The sequence below is a fragment of the Arcobacter sp. 15-2 genome (assembly GCF_047159865.1).
GTDB lineage: Bacteria > Campylobacterota > Campylobacteria > Campylobacterales > Arcobacteraceae > JAIOSF01.
Genome location: NZ_AP038804.1, coordinates 961688 through 978524 on the forward strand (window position 1 = coordinate 961688; position 16837 = coordinate 978524).

The window sequence follows — 16837 nt, forward strand, 5'->3', positions numbered from 1 at the left end:
TTTTTTAAATTTTCTATTTAATTATTATATAAAAATAAGCTTTAAACTCTGTTTTATGGCTACATAATTACTATTTGTGTATAATTTAGTATATAAATATCAAGGTTAATAATGACAAATTATGATGTAATCGTTGTAGGTGGTGGGCACTCAGGAATTGAGGCTAGTTTAGTATCTGCACGAATGGGTAAAAAAACATTACTTATTACTATGTTAGTGGAACAAATTGGAGCAGCAAGTTGTAATCCTGCTATTGGTGGGCTTGCAAAAGGACATTTAGTACGAGAGATAGATGCTATTGGTGGGGAGATGGGTCTTTGTACTGATGCTACAGGGATACAATTTCGAATTTTAAATGCTAGTAAGGGTGCCGCTGTTCAGGGTAGTCGAGCTCAGATTGATATGGATACATATAGAGAATATATGAGAAATGTCACTTTAAATACTCCAAACTTAGATGTATATCAAGATGAAGTTTCACATTTACTTGTAAAAGACAATGTAGTAAGTGGAGTGGCTACTAAATTGGGTGAATCATTTGAAGCCCAAAAAGTAATCTTAACTACAGGTACTTTTATGAAAGGTCTTATCCATATTGGTGAAAAAACTTATCCAGCAGGAAGAGCGTGGGAACTTCCATCAACAACACTTTCAGACCAATTGAAAGAATTAAATCTAAATGTGGGAAGACTTAAAACAGGAACACCATCAAGAATAAATGCAAACTCAATTGACTTTTCAGTTATGGAAGCACATGGAGGTGATGAACAACCTCATCCATTTAGTTTTCGTACAAATAAAAAAGAGTTCAAACCTACTCAACTCCCTTGTTATATAACTTATACAAATGTAGATACTCATGATATCATACGAACAAATTTTGATAGAGCACCTTTATTTACAGGACAAATAGAGGGGACAGGTCCAAGATATTGCCCAAGCATTGAAGATAAAGTAAGTAGATTTAGCGAACGGGAAAGACATCAATTATTTTTAGAACCACAAACAGCAAGAGCAGAAGAATATTATATCAATGGTTTAAGTTCAAGTTTACCTATAGATGTACAAAAAGAAAAAATACGCTCTATCAAAGGTTTGGAAAATGCAAAAATTGTACGATATGCTTATGCTATCGAATATGATTATGTTGACCCAACTGAACTTTTACATACTTTAGAAACAAAGAAAATCAAAAACCTCTACCTAGCAGGTCAAATAAATGCAACTACAGGATACGAAGAAGCAGCAGCGCAAGGACTTATGGCAGGTATAAATGCTTGTTTATCAATCGACAAAAAAGAACCATTTGTACTTAGAAGAGATGAAAGTTATATTGGTGTTCTTATAGATGATTTAGTTACAAAAGGGACAAACGAACCATATAGAATGTTTACAAGTCGTGCAGAATATAGACTTTTATTACGAGAAGAGAGTGCTGATATGCGACTGATGGAATATGGTCACCGTTTTGGACTTATTGATGATGAAACTTTATCAATTATGAAACACAAAAAACAAACTATAGATGATGCTATAAAAATGATGGAAGGTATTTGGTTTACTTCAAAAAAAGAGAATTTAGCACTATTAGAAGAACTAGGTGAAGACAAAATATCAGATAGAATCCTACTTGTTGACTTAGTGGGAAGAAATACAATCACAAAAGAAAAGTTTGATAAACTTGTACCAGATTTAGCATATCTTGATGATTATTTAAAAGAACAAGTAATCATTGAGGCGAAATATTATCGATATGTTGATAAACAAAAAAAACAAATTGATAAGATGAAAAATATGCTTACTCTCAAAATACCAGAAAATTTTGTTTATGATAATCTACCTGGACTTTCAACAGAAGTTATAGAAAAACTAAAACAATTTAATCCTCCAACACTTTTTAATGCTTCTCAAATTTCAGGAGTAACCCCGTCAGCTGTGGATATTATTCATCTCCATATAAATATGAAAACAAGAAAACAAAAGTAAAGGAATCTTTATGTTAAAAAATATATTAGTAGCTTTTTCATTATTAATTATAGTTTCTCTTAATTTAACTGCTGAATCGCTTCGTATTGAATCTTCAGATTTAGTGAAAAACCTAAATAGTTATAAAATACTTGACACAAGAACTCCTAAGCTTTATAAAGAGGGACATATCAAAGGTGCTTTGAATTTCCCAATAGATTTAACATATGAAGATAAAAAACAAGATGGAAAATTAACAAGTCCTGTAAAAATGCAAAATATACTTAGAAAACTAGGTTTAGATCTAAAATCTAAAATTGTAGTATACGATGAGGGAACATTTTTTGATTCGGCACGATTATTTTGGGCACTTGAAGTATATGGATTTACAAATGTAAAACTTTTAAATTTAGGATATAACGATTGGAATCAATCAGATTTACCAACTAGTACAAACATAGAAGAACCAACACAAAGTAATTATATTGCAGAGATAAATAGAAAAAGATTAGCAACAAAATTCAGTACTCAAATTGCCACTAAAAATCCAAATCAAATTATTATTGATGCTAGACCCAAAAAAGCATATTTAGGTCATGTTTCATCAGCAAGTAGATATGGTCATATTCCAAAAGCACTTAATTTTCCAGCATCACATAATATTAACTATACACAAGAAAATACAAAATTAAAAGCTATTGATACATTAAAAGATGTATATAAAAATATCGATAAAACCAAAAAAATTGTTCTTTACTGTGCTGTGGGGAGAATTTCAGCTACAAACTATTTTGCACTTAGGGAGTTAGACTATGATGTATCAAACTATGATGCTTCATGGAAAGAGTGGGGAAATGACCTGAATCTTCCAATCGTTAATTTAACGAAAGAATAAATTATGTGGAACCGTTTCAGTATTAAAGTTCAACTTATTCTTTTTATGACTTTAGTTATATCTATTGTTGAAATTAGTACACTACTAGTAGTCTTAAATATTCAAGAGAAAGATAGTAGAAATAACTCTATATTAGATGCAGATACCATATCAAAGTCTCTCAACAATGACTTACTAAAAGCGATTTTAAATCCAAATGCCGATGTACTTGCAGATATTTCGTATAGATTATCTGCACTAAAAAAAATAGATGGTCTTATCCTTTTTGATACTCAAAAAAATCCTATTTTTAAATATGGGAACATAGAGGAGTTAGAAAGAAAACAAACTAACATCTTAAATGCAAAAACTATATTTACTGATACAAATTTACTGATTAAAAATAATCTAGAAGCTGAAAATTACACCTTTGGATATACACTTATAAATATCAACCTTTCTCAATATAAAGAGAAACATAAAGAGATAACAACAACTATTTTACTTATTTTTCCATTTACTCTGCTACTTGGATTAATCATTAGTATCTTTTTAAGTAAAAACTACACTCGCCCTTTCTCTAGACTTTTAGAAGCGATGAAAAAAAGTGACCCCACTAAAAATAGAATCACAATAGTACAAACATCTGCAAAAAATGAAATACGAGAACTTTTTGATGAGTTTAATATGCAAATGGAGCAGATTAATCATTCTAGTAAAGAGATTAGATTATTAAATGAAGAGATTGAAGATACTCAAAAAGAGGTTGTTTTTACCATGGGAGCAATTGGAGAGAGTAGATCTAAAGAAACAGGTAATCATGTAAAAAGAGTTGCTCAATACTCTAAATTATTAGCTCTTTATTATGGGTTATCAGAAGAGGAAGCAGAGCTATTAAAGCAAGCAAGCCCAATGCACGATATTGGTAAAGTTGCAATTCCAGATGCTATTTTAAATAAACCAGGACGATTTGATGAAGAGGAAAGACGAGTTATGGATACTCATGCAAAACTAGGCTATGAGATGTTAAAAAATTCACATAGACCACTTCTTCAATTAGCCGCAACTGTAGCGTATGAACATCATGAAAAATGGGATGGAAGTGGGTACCCTAGAAAGCTACAAGGTGAAGATATCCATATTGCTGGGCGTATTACTGCTGTTGCAGATGTATTTGATGCTTTAGGCAGTGACCGTGTATATAAAAAAGCATGGGATGATGAACGTATTTTTAATCTTTTTAAAGAGGAAAAAGGGAAACACTTTGATCCAAAACTTGTTGATATCTTTTTTGATAATTTAGATGAGTTTCTAAAGGTGCGAGAACAGTTTAAAGATGTTTAAATTGTTTCTATAAAAATAAAAAGTATAGTTAAATAACTATACTTTTTTTATGATTGTTGCAATGAGTTTATCACCACTTAACTCTGTAACTTTAGCACTATACACTACACCAAATTTGATCTCTTCATTTAACTCATTGTCATTGATATATATTTCACCATCGATATCTGGTGCCCATGATAATTTTCTTGCACTTAAAAGATACTCATGTTCACTACTTTCTCCATCAACAACAACTTCAAAAGTTTTACCGACTTCCTCTTCTAGTTTCTCTTGAGTGATTTTAGAGATAATATCACCTAAAATTTCAGCTCGCTCATCAATAAGTTCTTGTTCAACTTTATTTTCAAAATCATAAGCCCCTGTTCCATCTTCATCACTATAAGAAAATACATTTACTCTGTCAAATCTATATGATTCTAAATATTCACAAAGTTCATCAAAATCTTCTTGCGTTTCGCCTGGGTGTCCAACAATAAATGTTGATCTTGTAAAACTATTTTCTTGATTTTTCATATGTTGCATCAAACCTTTAAGTTGTTCAGAACCTTTACCTCGTTTCATCGTTTTTAAAACGCTTGAAGAGATATGTTGCAAAGGCATATCATAGTAAGTATGAAAAATAGAAGAGCTAGCAATTTTTTCTATTAACTTATTTGTTGTAGTTGAGGGATAAAGATATAAAATTCTTGCACTTTTTACACCACTTATATTTTCTACTCTTGAGATAAGTTGCTCTAAACCATCATTCATATTAAAGTCTCTTAAATACGAACTACTATCTTGTGATACAAATGAGAAGTCATAAAAACCTTGAGCCACTAAGGACTTCACTTCAGCTTCTATAGAACCTAAAGGTCTACTATTTAGTTTCCCTTTAAATGATGGTATAGCACAAAATGAACATTTTTGATTACACCCTTCACTAATTTTTATATAAGCATGATAGTTTGATCCAGTAACCACTCTATCGTTATCTTCACTAGCTAAAAAAACTTTTTCGGTGAACTGTCCTCTTTTTTCTTCAACAAGTTTATCAATAATATCATAGTCACCAACACCAGTCATGATATCTACTTCATTAGTAAGACCCTCTTTTAGATCCTCTTTATATCTTTCGCTTAAACATCCAGCCATCACTAAAACTGATTCTTTTTTTCGAGTACTATCAAGTTCAAATATAGTATTCAAACTCTCTTGTTTTGCACTTTCTATGAAACCACAGGTATTTACAATAAGTAAATCAGCCTCTTGGCTATCATCTGTTATTGTGTAATCTTTCAGTTTTCCAAGCATAACTTCACTATCTACTAAATTTTTTGTACAGCCTAGACTTACAAGGTGCAATTTTTTCATTATAATCCTATCTAAAATATTTCTAAAATAAGTATATATTATATAGAATTTTTACTTCAACAAATATTTAGAGCAAAATTGCTATAATGCAAGATTATTACAAATTAAGGAAAATCATAAAATGGATATTTTATTAGCAAGAAAAGAGATTACATCAAAGCCAAAAAAAGTAAATTTTGATAAATTATTAGAAGATTTAGCAAAAAATGAAGAAGAGATTTTTTACTTTGACAGAGATAACTCGCACAAAGATATGATGGCTATCGTTGATAAATTTGAAGAAGCTGGATATACAGTTCATTTTAGAGAAGTGAAATACGGTTTATCTGATGATGAATATATGTATGAGATTCACTCTTTATAACCAAAGTAGATAGTGTGTCACAAAAAGAAAATAGCAACTGGACTTCAGAAGCTCCATCAAAAAAACTTTTCATTGAAACTTTAGGTTGTGCTATGAATGTTCGAGATACAGAACATATGATAGCAGAACTTGGAAAACATCAATCTTACGAAACAACTCAAAATATGGAAGATGCTGATCTAATTGTTATCAATACTTGCTCAGTAAGAGAAAAACCTGTAGCAAAACTTTTTTCTGAATTAGGAAACTATAATAAAAAGAAAAAAGATGGTGCAAAAATCGGTGTAACAGGATGTACAGCTAGTCACTTAGGTGGAGATATCATTAAAAGAGCTCCTTATGTTGATTTTGTAGTTGGTGCTCGAAATATCTCAAAAATATCACAAGCAGTTGAAAAAAAAGGTACTGTTGAGATAGATATTAATAATGACGAAACTACTTATGAATTTGCTGATTTTAGACAATCATCTTACAGATGTAGTGTAAATATCTCTTTAGGTTGTGATAAAAGTTGTACTTTTTGTATTGTACCTGCTACAAGAGGAGATGAGATAAGTATCCCAACAGAAATCATCATAAAAGAGATAGAAAAGTCTGTAAAAAATGGAGCTAAAGAGGTCTTTTTATTAGGTCAAAATGTAAACAACTATGGAAAAAACTTTAGTGACAAAAGAGACAAATCAACTTTCACTAAACTTCTTCAAGATATTAGCAAAATAGATGGATTAGAAAGAATACGCTTTACTTCTCCACATCCATTACATATGGATGATGAATTTTTACAAGAGTTTGCATCAAATCCTAAAATCTGTAAACAAATACATGTCCCTTTACAAGCAGGAAATGATAAAGTTCTAAAAGAGATGAGAAGAGGATATACCAAAAAATGGTTCCTTAATAGATGTGAAAAGATTAGAAACATGGTTCCAAATGTAAGAATCTCAACAGATATTATTGTTGCATTTCCAGGGGAAACTGATGAAGAGTTTAGAGATACAATTGATGTAGTAGAAAAAGTGAAATTCGAATCAATATTTAACTTTAAATACTCACCAAGACCTCATACTCCAGCTGAAAATATGCCAAATCAAATCGAAGATAAAGTGGCTACTAAAAGATTACAAGAAGTGATCGACTTACATAAATCACATCAAGATGAACACATGGAAAAATACCTAGGTACAACTATGAAAGTGATGTTTGAAGATTTAAAACCAAATGGTGAAATATTTGGATTTAGTGATAATTATTGTCAAGTTTTTGTAACAGGTAGTGAAGAGTTACTTGGAAAAATTGTAGATGTAAAAATTACAAAAGCTAATAGAACATCATTAAAAGGGGAAGTGGTTTCATAACTACTACTTTATGAAAAAAAAGATATTTAGATACCTAGAGCTAAAAGTTATACCCTTTTTATTACAACTATTTGTAAGATTTATATATCTTACAAATAAAAAAGTTTATCACACCACTAAAGCAATAGAAGAAGAGGAAAATTTTATTGTTTCTATGTGGCATGGTGACCTTTTAATGCAACCATTCAATTATCAAAACTTTAAACCAAAAGGTACAGTAAAAGCTATTATTAGTGAACATAGAGATGGTGAAGCTATTAGAAAAACTGTAGAGTTTTTAGGAATTGATTCTTTGGCTGGTTCATCGACAAGAGGTGGGGCAAAGGCTTTAATAGGTGCTATTAAGTCAATTAAAAAGGGCATTGATGTTGCAATCACACCTGATGGTCCTAAAGGTCCTATATATAGTGTTGCCGATGGAATTGTAGTAATAGCTCAAAAAACAAAAACAAAAATACTTCCGTTTAGTGCAGTACCCTCAAAATATTGGCAGATGAGATCTTGGGATAAGTTTGTTATACCAAAACCTTTTGGTAAAATTGATTTTTATGTGGGAGAGCCTATCGATGTTTTAGATATGGAAATGGAAGAAGCAAAAGAATTAATCTTAAAAGAGATGAATAAACACCAACTTAGAAAATAGTTTTAATCATTAAAAGAGTATAATAATTATTATTCATTCTATAAAGGTCAAACTGTGTTTAATAACAATAAAAAGCAATTTATAAATATCTTACAACAAAATAAACAATTAAAAATAAATTATAAAATAATACAAGAAGACAAAATAATAAAAGAGGAAAACTCTGCTTTTTTACTTACAAATGAGAATTTGCCAGAAGATGCAAAATTTAAATTAAATTCTTTACAAAGCAATATTAATCATTCATATCTTATCTCTTTATGTGAAAGCCCAAATCAAAGTATTGTTCCAACAAGTAGTGTTGATGTTATCAATTATGATTCAGTAAAAATCACTGATAATCAAAGTATCATTATTCCCAAAAATGAGATTAATTCAATAGATAGATATTTTCATGAAACAGGGATAGATTATGTTTTATCACCATACAGTATTGTAGTCGAATACTTAAAACAAAATGCAAAAATCAATTCACTTAATTTTTTTATATACAATAATATTATCTATTTAGTAATATATAATAATAAAAAACAAATAGTATATAACACAATAAAACAACTAACACCATTTGAATCTACACAAGATGCAACATTTTTAGAAGATGATATAGTTGGTCAAAAACTTTATGAAGAGGTTAATTTTTTAGAGATACAACAATTTCTTATAGATACAGTTGAAGATTATTATTCAAAAAATGCAGATGTAGAATTCTTAGAGCATATTGAGATGATATATACTTTAAAGCCATTATCAGATTCACAATTAGAAACTCTTATGGAAGCCATGATGATCCCTATTGAATATCGTGCTATTTCATTAACTACCTATATTGATGATTTAGTGCAAAGAGAAGACTCTAAAATATTTAACCTCATAGTACCAAGAATCAAAAGAAATGATACCAATATTTATACTTGGATTATATTGGCTTTTGTAAGTATTTTATTAGTACTTGGTGTTTTTAATTTTTTGTTAGATGACAAAAATAATATTACCAATGAGTTAAAAAATGAACAAATACCTTTGGAAAAAGAAGCTAGAAAACCACTAACAAACCAAAAACAAGAACCTCAAGAGATAGAAACAATCGAACCTGCTGTTGCATCTCTTCCAAATCATATACAGAATAATGCAATCATGACAGAGAATATAAAAATGCTATTTGATATTGTCCCTTATGATGCAGTTCTAAAAAATATTGAAATCAATAAAAATAGTTCGACATTCGTATCAAATTTTATAGCTAATTCAACATCTCTTGCCGATATGCAAATCAAACTTAATAATATTTATAGCCATTCAAAAGTTTTACTAGAACACCAAAATGAGATTCTAATCAATACAATTATTCAAAATGAAAAACTAAAATCTCAATATGACTTTTATAAAACTATTGAAAAAAAACAATATAAAAGATATAACTTTTTAGCCCCAGCAAAAGCTACTGACTATATAAAAAGTTTGAGCCTTAAAAACTCTATCATTACTTTTGATAAAAAAGAACATAATGCACTAACAACTTTTTATTTTTCTGTTGTTTCAACTATAAAATCCCCTCAAGAGTTTTTTGATTTTATTGAATCACTCAATTCTCAAACAATGTCTATAGAGATACAATACCCAATTGTGTTTTCAAAAATAGAGAACTCTTTAGAGGTAAAATACAAAATCGAACTTCATCAAGCAAACAAAAAGCAAGTACAACTCAAAAAGTAAAAAGTTGTTCTTGTTCTAACAAAAAGAGGTAACCTCGTATATTTTTAGGGATTTTTTTCACTCTGCATTTTTCTTTAAATATTTTACTCATACCAACTATCTTATAAGGTGCAATATATATTATGTTATCAGCTATCGCTACAGCAATTTTATGTGAGATGACGGTTGCTTTATCTTTTTTTAACTCATCTCTTGTTTTATGAGATATTACAAAGCCTCTTTTTTTTAGCTCTTTATCAATTGCACGCAAGGCGATATTTATATTACTATCAAAGCTTATTATAGATAGTTCTTCTATATTACTTTGTTCTATGTTACCTAAAAGTGATAGATTATCCTCTTCTAAATACTTAAAACTTTGACTTATACCATGATGATACTTTTGTATTAATTGATCTGAAAAATTATGTCGGAAGTAATTTCTTCTATATTTTTCATCACTATTGGATTCATCAACAAAATATTTTATATTATTATCATGCAGATATTCTAACAACTCATCTTTACTAATATTTAAAAGTGGTTTATGTACTTGATAGTTATTTTTATAGGAGAGTTCCTTCATCCCTATCAGTTCCGTTAATCCTGCCCCTTTTGTTAGCTGCATCAAAAACCATTCTAATTTGTCATTTAATTGATGTGCTGTAATTAAAGATTCATAACATTGCTCTTTAATTATTTCATTAAAAAAATTATGCCTATAGTCTCTTGCATTTTTTTCACTAAATTTCATATCTGTTGGATAATTTGCAATAAAACATTTTTTATTATATTTATGTGCTAACTGCGTAGCGTATATAACTTCATCTTGTGATTGAGTTCTTTGATTATAATTAACAATTGCTATATCAAAAGATATCTCTTGTTCAAGTAGTAAAAAAAACAATGCACTAGAATCAACTCCTGCACTAAAAGCTAAGAGATTTTTTGAGGTTTCTATATCGAAATTAAGTATTTTCATAGCTAGATTATAGTAATAATAACATTACATAGTACTGAGTATAATAAATAATTAAATATATATTACTTAAGTTTATGCTATTAATAAGTTAGAATAATATATAATTCATATTAGATAACACAAAGGATTCCAATGAATACAAAAGTTAAAGTTGCTTCATATAGAATAAAAAGATATTGGATTTATCTAGTTGCTACTTCAGTAGCATTAATTACACCATTTATTCAAATAGGTGGTAATCAAATTTTTCTTTTATCTTTTGATAAAAAACAATTACATCTTATGGGCGTTGCATTTGATATGCAAGAATTATATATGATGCCATTCTTGTTAATGTTCATGTTCTTAGGAATATTCGCAGTAACTGCAATTGGTGGTCGTGCATGGTGTGGATGGAGTTGTCCTCAAACAATTTTTAGAGTAATTTATCGAGATTTGATTGAAGGAAAACTTCTTGGTTTAAGAAGAATTAAAAATAAACAAAAAGAACCAAACCTCAAAGAGCCAAAAAATATTGCTAAAAGAGTGGTAGGAATTTTATTGTGGTCACTTCTTGCTTTACTAGCTGCTGCTGATTTTATGTGGTATTTTATTCCTCCAGCTGATTTCTTTGCATATTTACAAAATCCAATGGACCACACTATATTACTTGGTTTTATTGTTGGTGTTGCTGCTTTTTTAGTTTATGATGTTGTTTTTTTACAAGAAAATTTTTGTGTGTATGTTTGTCCATACTCTAGAGTTCAGTCTGTATTATATGATGATGATACAATACAAGCAATATATAATACCAATAGAGGTGGAAACATCTATAATGAAAATAAAGAGAAAATTATTTTCAAACAAAAAGACCTACCTAATGAAACAGATGAATGTACAGCCTGTCAAAGTTGTGTAACTGTTTGTCCTACACACATTGACATCAGAAAAGGTGCACAACTAGAGTGTATAAACTGCTTAGAGTGTGTTGATGCATGTACAACCGTTATGGGTAATTTAGGTAAAGAAAGTTTAGTTCAATGGTCAAGTACTAATGAGGTTATAAAAGGTAACAAAACAAAATTAATCCGTGGTAAAACAATTATGTACGGTATTGCTTTACTGCTTATCATTGGTATGTTATTTGTTATGGGTGGGAAAAAAGAGTATATGTTATTAAACATCAATAAAACAACTCAACTTTACAAAATAAAAGATAATAATGAAGTAATCAATAACTTTTTACTATTATTCCAAAATACACAAAGAGAAAACTACACTTATACTATAGAAGTGATTGGGAAATATGCTGACAAATTTGAGATTAAAAAATTTACAGATTTCAAATTATCACATAATAAAATGGTAAAAAAAGTAATTCAACTTTCAACTAAAGAGAGATTAGTAAATGATTTTACAAAAGATACACCTATTACAGTAACTCTAAAAGCGTATGCAAAAGAAAATCCTGATGTTGTATTCGTAATCAGAAAAGCTGTTTTTATATATCCACGAGCTGATAAGCTAGAACCTTTAAAATAATTTTTTAAAGTTCTATATCTTAAAATTTAAGATTACAACCTAAGGTTTAAAACCCTTAGGTTTTTTTATGTTATAATTTCAAAAATCAAAAGGATTAAATATGCCATTATTAGATAGTTTTAAAGTAGATCACACAAAGATGACTGCACCAGCAGTACGAATTGCAAAAACAATGAAATCGAAAAAAGGTGATAAAATCAGTGTATTTGACATTAGAATTCACAAACCAAATAAAGATAAAATGACAGGTAAAGGGATTCATACATTAGAGCATTTATTTGCAGGATTTATTAGAGAGCATTTAAATAACAAAAATGTCGAAATAATAGACTGTTCTCCAATGGGATGTAGAACTGGTTTTTATATGAGCTGTTTAGGAACTCCATCTGAGAAAGATGTTGCAAAAGCTACAGTAAAAGCGATGAAAGATGTATTAAAAGTGAAAAGTGAAGCTGATATTCCAGAGTTAAACTTATACCAATGTGGTACATATAATATGCATTCATTAAAAAGTGCGAAAAAAACTGCACTATTTGTTGTTAAAAACGGGGTAGGAATTATGAACAATAAAAAATTACTTCTTACTAAAAAACAACTCAAAGAGATTGAAGCATAGAACCTATATCAACTAAAGATGGTTCAAATACTCTCTTTAGTACTCAGTTTAATCAACACTATCATAGTACTAAAGAGGGCGCTTTAAACGAATCATTATCCAAACATATCATTCCAGCACTTACCTATCATCAGAATAAAAAAGAACTTAATATTTTAGATATTTGTTTTGGAATAGGATATAATACCTTAGCAACACTTTATTATATAAAACAAAATAGCTTAGATATCAAAGTAAATATATTCTCTCCGGAGTTCAATACTGAACTTTTAGAATCATTGAAAGATTTTCAATACCCTTATGAATTTGAACAATTTAAACCCATTATTGAAAAACTCTCAAATACTTTTAAATATCAAGATGAATATATAAAGATTGAAATTTTTAATGGTGATGCTAGAAAATATATTCAAACTTTACATAATATTGATATTGTCTATCAAGATGCCTTTAGTAGCGAGGTAAATCCACTTTTGTGGACTGTTGAATATTTTAAAGATATTAGTAAAACACTAAGCGATGATGCAATATTAACAACATATTCAATCGCCACACCAATTCGTTTGTCTATTTATGAAAACAACTTTTCAATTTATGAGTACAAACCAGAAAATTCCAACAGGATAACTATTGCACTAAATAAAAAAGAAAAAGCAGAACAATATAAATATATTGATATGGAACTTAAGCAACAAAGAAATACCTCAGCAAGAGCCTTGTATGACTCTTAATACAAGTTTTCTAATACTATATAAACTCAACTTTAACTTTATGTTTATCTAGCCCAATTTTTGAAGTATCTTTCTCACCCAAAAGTAACATCTCAAACTCTTTTTGAGTAATTACTGGTAACTTAATCTCTCTATTTATTATAGTTTCTATCTTCCTTTGCTTTGCATCAAAAATAGCTAAGTCTGCTTCATCTTTCACGATTAAAAAATCTGCATTTTTATCTTTTGCTTCAAGTAATACTTCTCCCGCTATTTTAAGAGAAAACTCTTTATTTACAAGTGATGAGTTAAAAGCCAAATCATATCTTCTAGAATCCAAGTGAAGATAAGTAGCTCTACTTTTAGAAATAACTTTTCTAAACAGACACCCCTCTTTATTGTATAAAGCTATATTAAAACCTTTAAAGTACTGAGTTATTTCAATATCTTCATTTATATCACTTTTTTCTCTTACACTATTTTGTAAATTCTTATATGTTTTTATTTTTGATAAAAGTTTTTCATATACTGATTCAACATCATATTTATTTTGAAATAATCGTGCTTTTAAAGAAGTGTGATATAAAATACCTGTATCTTTATTTGTGATAATGTCTAAAATAGCTTTTTCATGTATAGCATTTTTTTCAAGAATATCATTTGCTATGAGTAAACAATGATCGCCAATATACTCTTTATTTATAATCATAGAAAGTGATGAATAGTACTCTAATTTATATTTTTCTCTATAAGTATTTTTCTCTTCTTTAGTTAAAAAAGAATCAAAAAGCTCTATTTTTTCATCATAATCTTTTGTATCGATAATCAAATCATTTGTAACTCGATATAAACTAATAGGCTCTACTTGTAACTCATTTCCAACTTTATTTACAACATCACTTACTAAGATATCTGCACTAAAAAAATAATTATTTATTTTAACATTACATTTTTCAAAAGACTCATAAGAAAAACTTTCATAGCTATTTATTTTATTTAAAATATCAAATATAGATTCGTCTTGAGTATACTCTATATTATAAGTTTTATAGTATGGTAAATAGTCAACACTATGATTGAACTTAAATAATTTAATCTCTAAAGTATCAAGATTCTTATTCATTGAATATATCCTTCTATATTTTTTATCATTATACCTTTTTTAAACTCAGACTTTCCTAGTATTTATATACTAATAATCTATCTATCCCAACCAACTTGATTGAACATTTTTACAGCCTCAGTATTTTTATTACCTACTTTATATAAACTTGTTTTATCTTCTTTAAAAGCGCCCCATGACTCTAAAAGTGGTGACATTTTTGCATTTGGATTTACAGGATATTCAAAGTTTTCTTTTGCAAATAGTTCTTGTGCTTCAACACTTGCTAAAAATTCGATAAATTTAACCGCATTTTCCTTATGTTTACTATATTTTACAACACCAGCCCCTGAAACATTTATATGTGTTCCTTTTTCATTTACCCCTTGATTTGGGAAAAATATACCTATCATTTCTGAAGTTGCACGATCTGAAAAACTTCGTCCTTTTATCATTTGTCCTACATAATATGTATTCACAATAGCAACATCACCAATTCCAGATGCAATAGCTCTTAAACTATCTTTATCTACTCCTCTTGGTGTTCGTGCCATATTATTTTTTATTTTTTTTGCCCATTCATAAGCTTTTTCTGATCCGTCATTTACAATAAATGATGCCAACAAAGATTGATTATAAACTTCAGTTGCTTTAGTAACAACAATTCTATCTTTCCACTTCTCTTCACCTAAAGCACTATAAGTACTTAATTCATCTGCATTCACCTCATCAATATTATAGGCTATAATTCTAGCCCGTTTTGTAAGTGCAAACCATAAATTATCTTTATCTTTTAAATGTGCAGGAATTGTTTTATTCAAAAAATCTGATTGAGTAGCTACAAAAATATCTTTACTTCGTGCTAATTCTAGCATCCCTACATCTGTTGTTAAAAGAACATCTGCTTTTGTAAATTTACCCTCTTTTGCAATTCTTTGTATTAACTCAGCTGATGATGCTTTTAAAAGGTTTACTTTTATCCCTGTTTGTTTATAAAACTTTTTATAAAGTTGTTTATCAACAGCATAATGTCTATGAGAATAAACATTTACAACCTCACTAGCACTTAAAAAAGTACTCCATAAAACACTTATTATCAATAATTTTTTTAACATCTATTTTTCCTCTTCTAGTAAATATTCATATCGTTTGTCTGTTAAAGTTTTCATAAAAGCTACCAACGCTTTTATTTTTCTTTCATTTAATGCTTTTGCATTTGTAAGTAAATCCATATCATCTTTACCAATAGCAACTTCAGGTTCTGCCCATGGTTTGTTCGTTTCTGGATTTATTTTTTGTTCTTTATTTACATATTTATCGTAAAATCTAACAACCGTATCAAGATCTTTAAAAACACCATTATGCATATAAGGTGCAGTTATTGCAATATTTCGAAGTGTTGGTACTTTGATTTTTCCATCAAATTCTTTTGCATTTGGTAGCTCTTTTACTAAAGGATTTTGCATCAAACCATGATCAATAAAGTTTTTTGGGTTAACTACATTTTTTTCCATTAAAAGTTTGTTTTGTGGTACTCCAATATTATGGTATTGATAGTTTGTAAATGTTTCGTATGGTGCATCTTCTGTTTTAAGTACATGACATGAAGCACAATTATTATTATTGTTGCTAAAAAATAAAGTTCGTCCTAAATCTTCTAAAACAGTTAAGTCATATTCACCTTTTAAAAATCTATCATATTTACTATCAAACGGGGCAAACTCTTTTGTTGTTTCAAAAGCTGCAATTGCTTGTGCCATCATCTCGTATGCTTTATCAGAGTTTTCAAAAATATCATCTCCATATAAGGCTTTAAATTCTTGATTATATAACTTATCTTGTTCTAATCTTTTAGCTAAAAATTCTTTTGTTGGTATTCCCATCTCTACAGGATTCGTAGGAGGTCCACCTGCTTGCCCTTTTAAAGTATGTTCTCTACCATCATAAAATTGACCTCCAATATATTGACCTTTTTTAGCATCAAAATGAAACTTAGGTGAATACATTGCATACGATGCTGTTGGAGTATTTCTATCACCTATACTTTTTTGATCATCACCTAAACTTCCAGCACCTTGAACGCCATTGTCTCGATTGTCAACAAATCCATGCTGAGGATTGTGACAGGTGGCACAACTTTGAGTATTGTTTTTTGATAATATTGTATCAAAAAACAATTTTTGTCCCAATGCAATCTCTTTTTCAAGATGCAATTTATGTGTTTGAGAATCTACTTGTTTTGAGTTACATCCTGCAAAAAGTATTATAGATAATCCTATAATCGTCGATTTTGTTAAAAATTTCGTCATT

At 29.0% G+C, this 16837-nt stretch carries 14 protein-coding genes and 1 pseudogene; 10 read left to right on the forward strand and 5 right to left on the reverse strand.

Annotation, left to right across the window (positions count from 1 at the left end; genetic code table 11):
- Positions 1-111 precede the first annotated feature (111 nt).
- From mnmG to ACMCMH_RS05150, 3 genes and pseudogenes are all read left to right on the forward strand, one after another.
- Positions 112-1986 carry a tRNA uridine-5-carboxymethylaminomethyl(34) synthesis enzyme MnmG gene (mnmG, locus tag ACMCMH_RS05140; RefSeq protein ID WP_412727769.1) on the forward strand — a complete coding sequence of 625 codons (1875 nt, stop codon included), beginning with the start codon at positions 112-114 and terminating at the stop codon, positions 1984-1986.
- 10 nt (positions 1987-1996) lie between these two features.
- Positions 1997-2860: a sulfurtransferase gene (locus tag ACMCMH_RS05145; protein WP_412727771.1), complete on the forward strand. Its 864-nt coding sequence runs from the start codon at positions 1997-1999 to the stop codon at positions 2858-2860.
- A 681-nt stretch (positions 2861-3541) separates the two neighbouring features.
- Positions 3542-4183: pseudogene (locus ACMCMH_RS05150) on the forward strand (HD-GYP domain-containing protein); the annotation flags it as partial.
- A 36-nt stretch (positions 4184-4219) separates the two neighbouring features.
- On the opposite strand, the gene rimO reads toward ACMCMH_RS05150, so the two are convergent.
- Complete coding sequence (rimO, locus tag ACMCMH_RS05155) at positions 4220-5539, reverse strand: 30S ribosomal protein S12 methylthiotransferase RimO (RefSeq protein ID WP_412727773.1); 1320 nt, start codon at positions 5537-5539, stop codon at positions 4220-4222.
- A gap of 121 nt (positions 5540-5660) precedes the next feature.
- Between rimO and ACMCMH_RS05160 the strand changes: the two genes are divergently transcribed.
- The 4 genes from ACMCMH_RS05160 (at position 5661) to ACMCMH_RS05175 (ending at position 9617) form a co-directional block, all read left to right on the forward strand.
- A complete protein-coding gene (locus tag ACMCMH_RS05160) occupies positions 5661-5903 on the forward strand; it encodes an HP0268 family nuclease (RefSeq protein ID WP_412727775.1) in 243 nt (80 codons plus the stop codon).
- A 92-nt stretch (positions 5904-5995) separates the two neighbouring features.
- Positions 5996-7258: a tRNA (N6-isopentenyl adenosine(37)-C2)-methylthiotransferase MiaB gene (miaB, locus tag ACMCMH_RS05165; RefSeq protein WP_412728000.1), complete on the forward strand. Its 1263-nt coding sequence runs from the start codon at positions 5996-5998 to the stop codon at positions 7256-7258.
- A gap of 10 nt (positions 7259-7268) precedes the next feature.
- Positions 7269-7901: a lysophospholipid acyltransferase family protein gene (locus tag ACMCMH_RS05170; protein WP_412727777.1), complete on the forward strand. Its 633-nt coding sequence runs from the start codon at positions 7269-7271 to the stop codon at positions 7899-7901.
- Between the two features lie 54 nt (positions 7902-7955).
- Positions 7956-9617, forward strand: a complete 1662-nt coding sequence (locus tag ACMCMH_RS05175; protein ID WP_412727779.1) for a hypothetical protein — start codon at positions 7956-7958, stop codon at positions 9615-9617.
- Here the strand turns inward: ACMCMH_RS05175 and tilS are convergent.
- On the reverse strand, positions 9607-10578 hold the full coding sequence (tilS, locus tag ACMCMH_RS05180; protein ID WP_412727781.1) for a tRNA lysidine(34) synthetase TilS: 972 nt from the start codon (positions 10576-10578) through the stop codon (positions 9607-9609). The two genes, ACMCMH_RS05175 and tilS, sit on opposite strands and share 11 nt — an antisense overlap.
- A 132-nt stretch (positions 10579-10710) precedes the next feature.
- On the opposite strand from tilS, the gene ccoG reads away from it, so the two are divergent.
- The 3 genes from ccoG to ACMCMH_RS05195 all read left to right on the forward strand — a co-directional run bounded on the left by ccoG (position 10711) and on the right by ACMCMH_RS05195 (position 13446).
- Positions 10711-12099 carry a cytochrome c oxidase accessory protein CcoG gene (ccoG, locus tag ACMCMH_RS05185; protein ID WP_412727783.1) on the forward strand — a complete coding sequence of 463 codons (1389 nt, stop codon included), beginning with the start codon at positions 10711-10713 and terminating at the stop codon, positions 12097-12099.
- A 100-nt stretch (positions 12100-12199) separates the two neighbouring features.
- Entirely contained in the window at positions 12200-12715 is a 516-nt protein-coding gene (gene luxS / locus ACMCMH_RS05190; RefSeq protein WP_412727785.1) for an S-ribosylhomocysteine lyase, read from the forward strand.
- Between the two features lie 278 nt (positions 12716-12993).
- Positions 12994-13446, forward strand: coding sequence for an MnmC family methyltransferase (locus tag ACMCMH_RS05195; RefSeq protein ID WP_412727787.1), 453 nt, complete (start codon positions 12994-12996; stop codon positions 13444-13446).
- A 16-nt stretch (positions 13447-13462) separates the two neighbouring features.
- Here ACMCMH_RS05195 and ACMCMH_RS05200 read toward each other — a convergent pair whose 3' ends face one another.
- The 3 genes from ACMCMH_RS05200 to ACMCMH_RS05210 all read right to left on the reverse strand — a co-directional run bounded on the left by ACMCMH_RS05200 (position 13463) and on the right by ACMCMH_RS05210 (position 16836).
- A complete protein-coding gene (locus tag ACMCMH_RS05200; RefSeq protein WP_412727788.1) occupies positions 13463-14548 on the reverse strand; it encodes a DUF5644 domain-containing protein in 1086 nt (361 codons plus the stop codon).
- Positions 14549-14625: 77 nt separating this feature from the next.
- The gene (locus tag ACMCMH_RS05205) at positions 14626-15642 is read right to left on the reverse strand and encodes an extracellular solute-binding protein (protein ID WP_412727789.1); all 1017 of its coding nucleotides are present in this window, start codon (positions 15640-15642) and stop codon (positions 14626-14628) included.
- Positions 15643-16836 carry a cytochrome-c peroxidase gene (locus ACMCMH_RS05210; RefSeq protein WP_412727790.1) on the reverse strand — a complete coding sequence of 398 codons (1194 nt, stop codon included), beginning with the start codon at positions 16834-16836 and terminating at the stop codon, positions 15643-15645.
- Between the last annotated feature and the right edge of the window lies 1 nt (position 16837).

Bases quoted from the DNA above. Each gene is read 5' to 3' on its own strand.
- mnmG (WP_412727769.1), top strand. From the start codon at position 112: ATGACAAATTATGATGTAATCGTTGTAGGTGGTGGGCACTCAGGAATT.
- ACMCMH_RS05145 (WP_412727771.1), top strand. From the start codon at position 1,997: ATGTTAAAAAATATATTAGTAGCTTTTTCATTATTAATTATAGTTTCT.
- rimO (WP_412727773.1), bottom strand. From the start codon at position 5,539: ATGAAAAAATTGCACCTTGTAAGTCTAGGCTGTACAAAAAATTTAGTA.
- ACMCMH_RS05160 (WP_412727775.1), top strand. From the start codon at position 5,661: ATGGATATTTTATTAGCAAGAAAAGAGATTACATCAAAGCCAAAAAAA.
- miaB (WP_412728000.1), top strand. From the start codon at position 5,996: ATGAATGTTCGAGATACAGAACATATGATAGCAGAACTTGGAAAACAT.
- ACMCMH_RS05170 (WP_412727777.1), top strand. From the start codon at position 7,269: ATGAAAAAAAAGATATTTAGATACCTAGAGCTAAAAGTTATACCCTTT.
- tilS (WP_412727781.1), bottom strand. From the start codon at position 10,578: ATGAAAATACTTAATTTCGATATAGAAACCTCAAAAAATCTCTTAGCT.
- ccoG (WP_412727783.1), top strand. From the start codon at position 10,711: ATGAATACAAAAGTTAAAGTTGCTTCATATAGAATAAAAAGATATTGG.
- luxS (WP_412727785.1), top strand. From the start codon at position 12,200: ATGCCATTATTAGATAGTTTTAAAGTAGATCACACAAAGATGACTGCA.
- ACMCMH_RS05200 (WP_412727788.1), bottom strand. From the start codon at position 14,548: ATGAATAAGAATCTTGATACTTTAGAGATTAAATTATTTAAGTTCAAT.
- ACMCMH_RS05205 (WP_412727789.1), bottom strand. From the start codon at position 15,642: ATGTTAAAAAAATTATTGATAATAAGTGTTTTATGGAGTACTTTTTTA.
- ACMCMH_RS05210 (WP_412727790.1), bottom strand. From the start codon at position 16,836: ATGACGAAATTTTTAACAAAATCGACGATTATAGGATTATCTATAATA.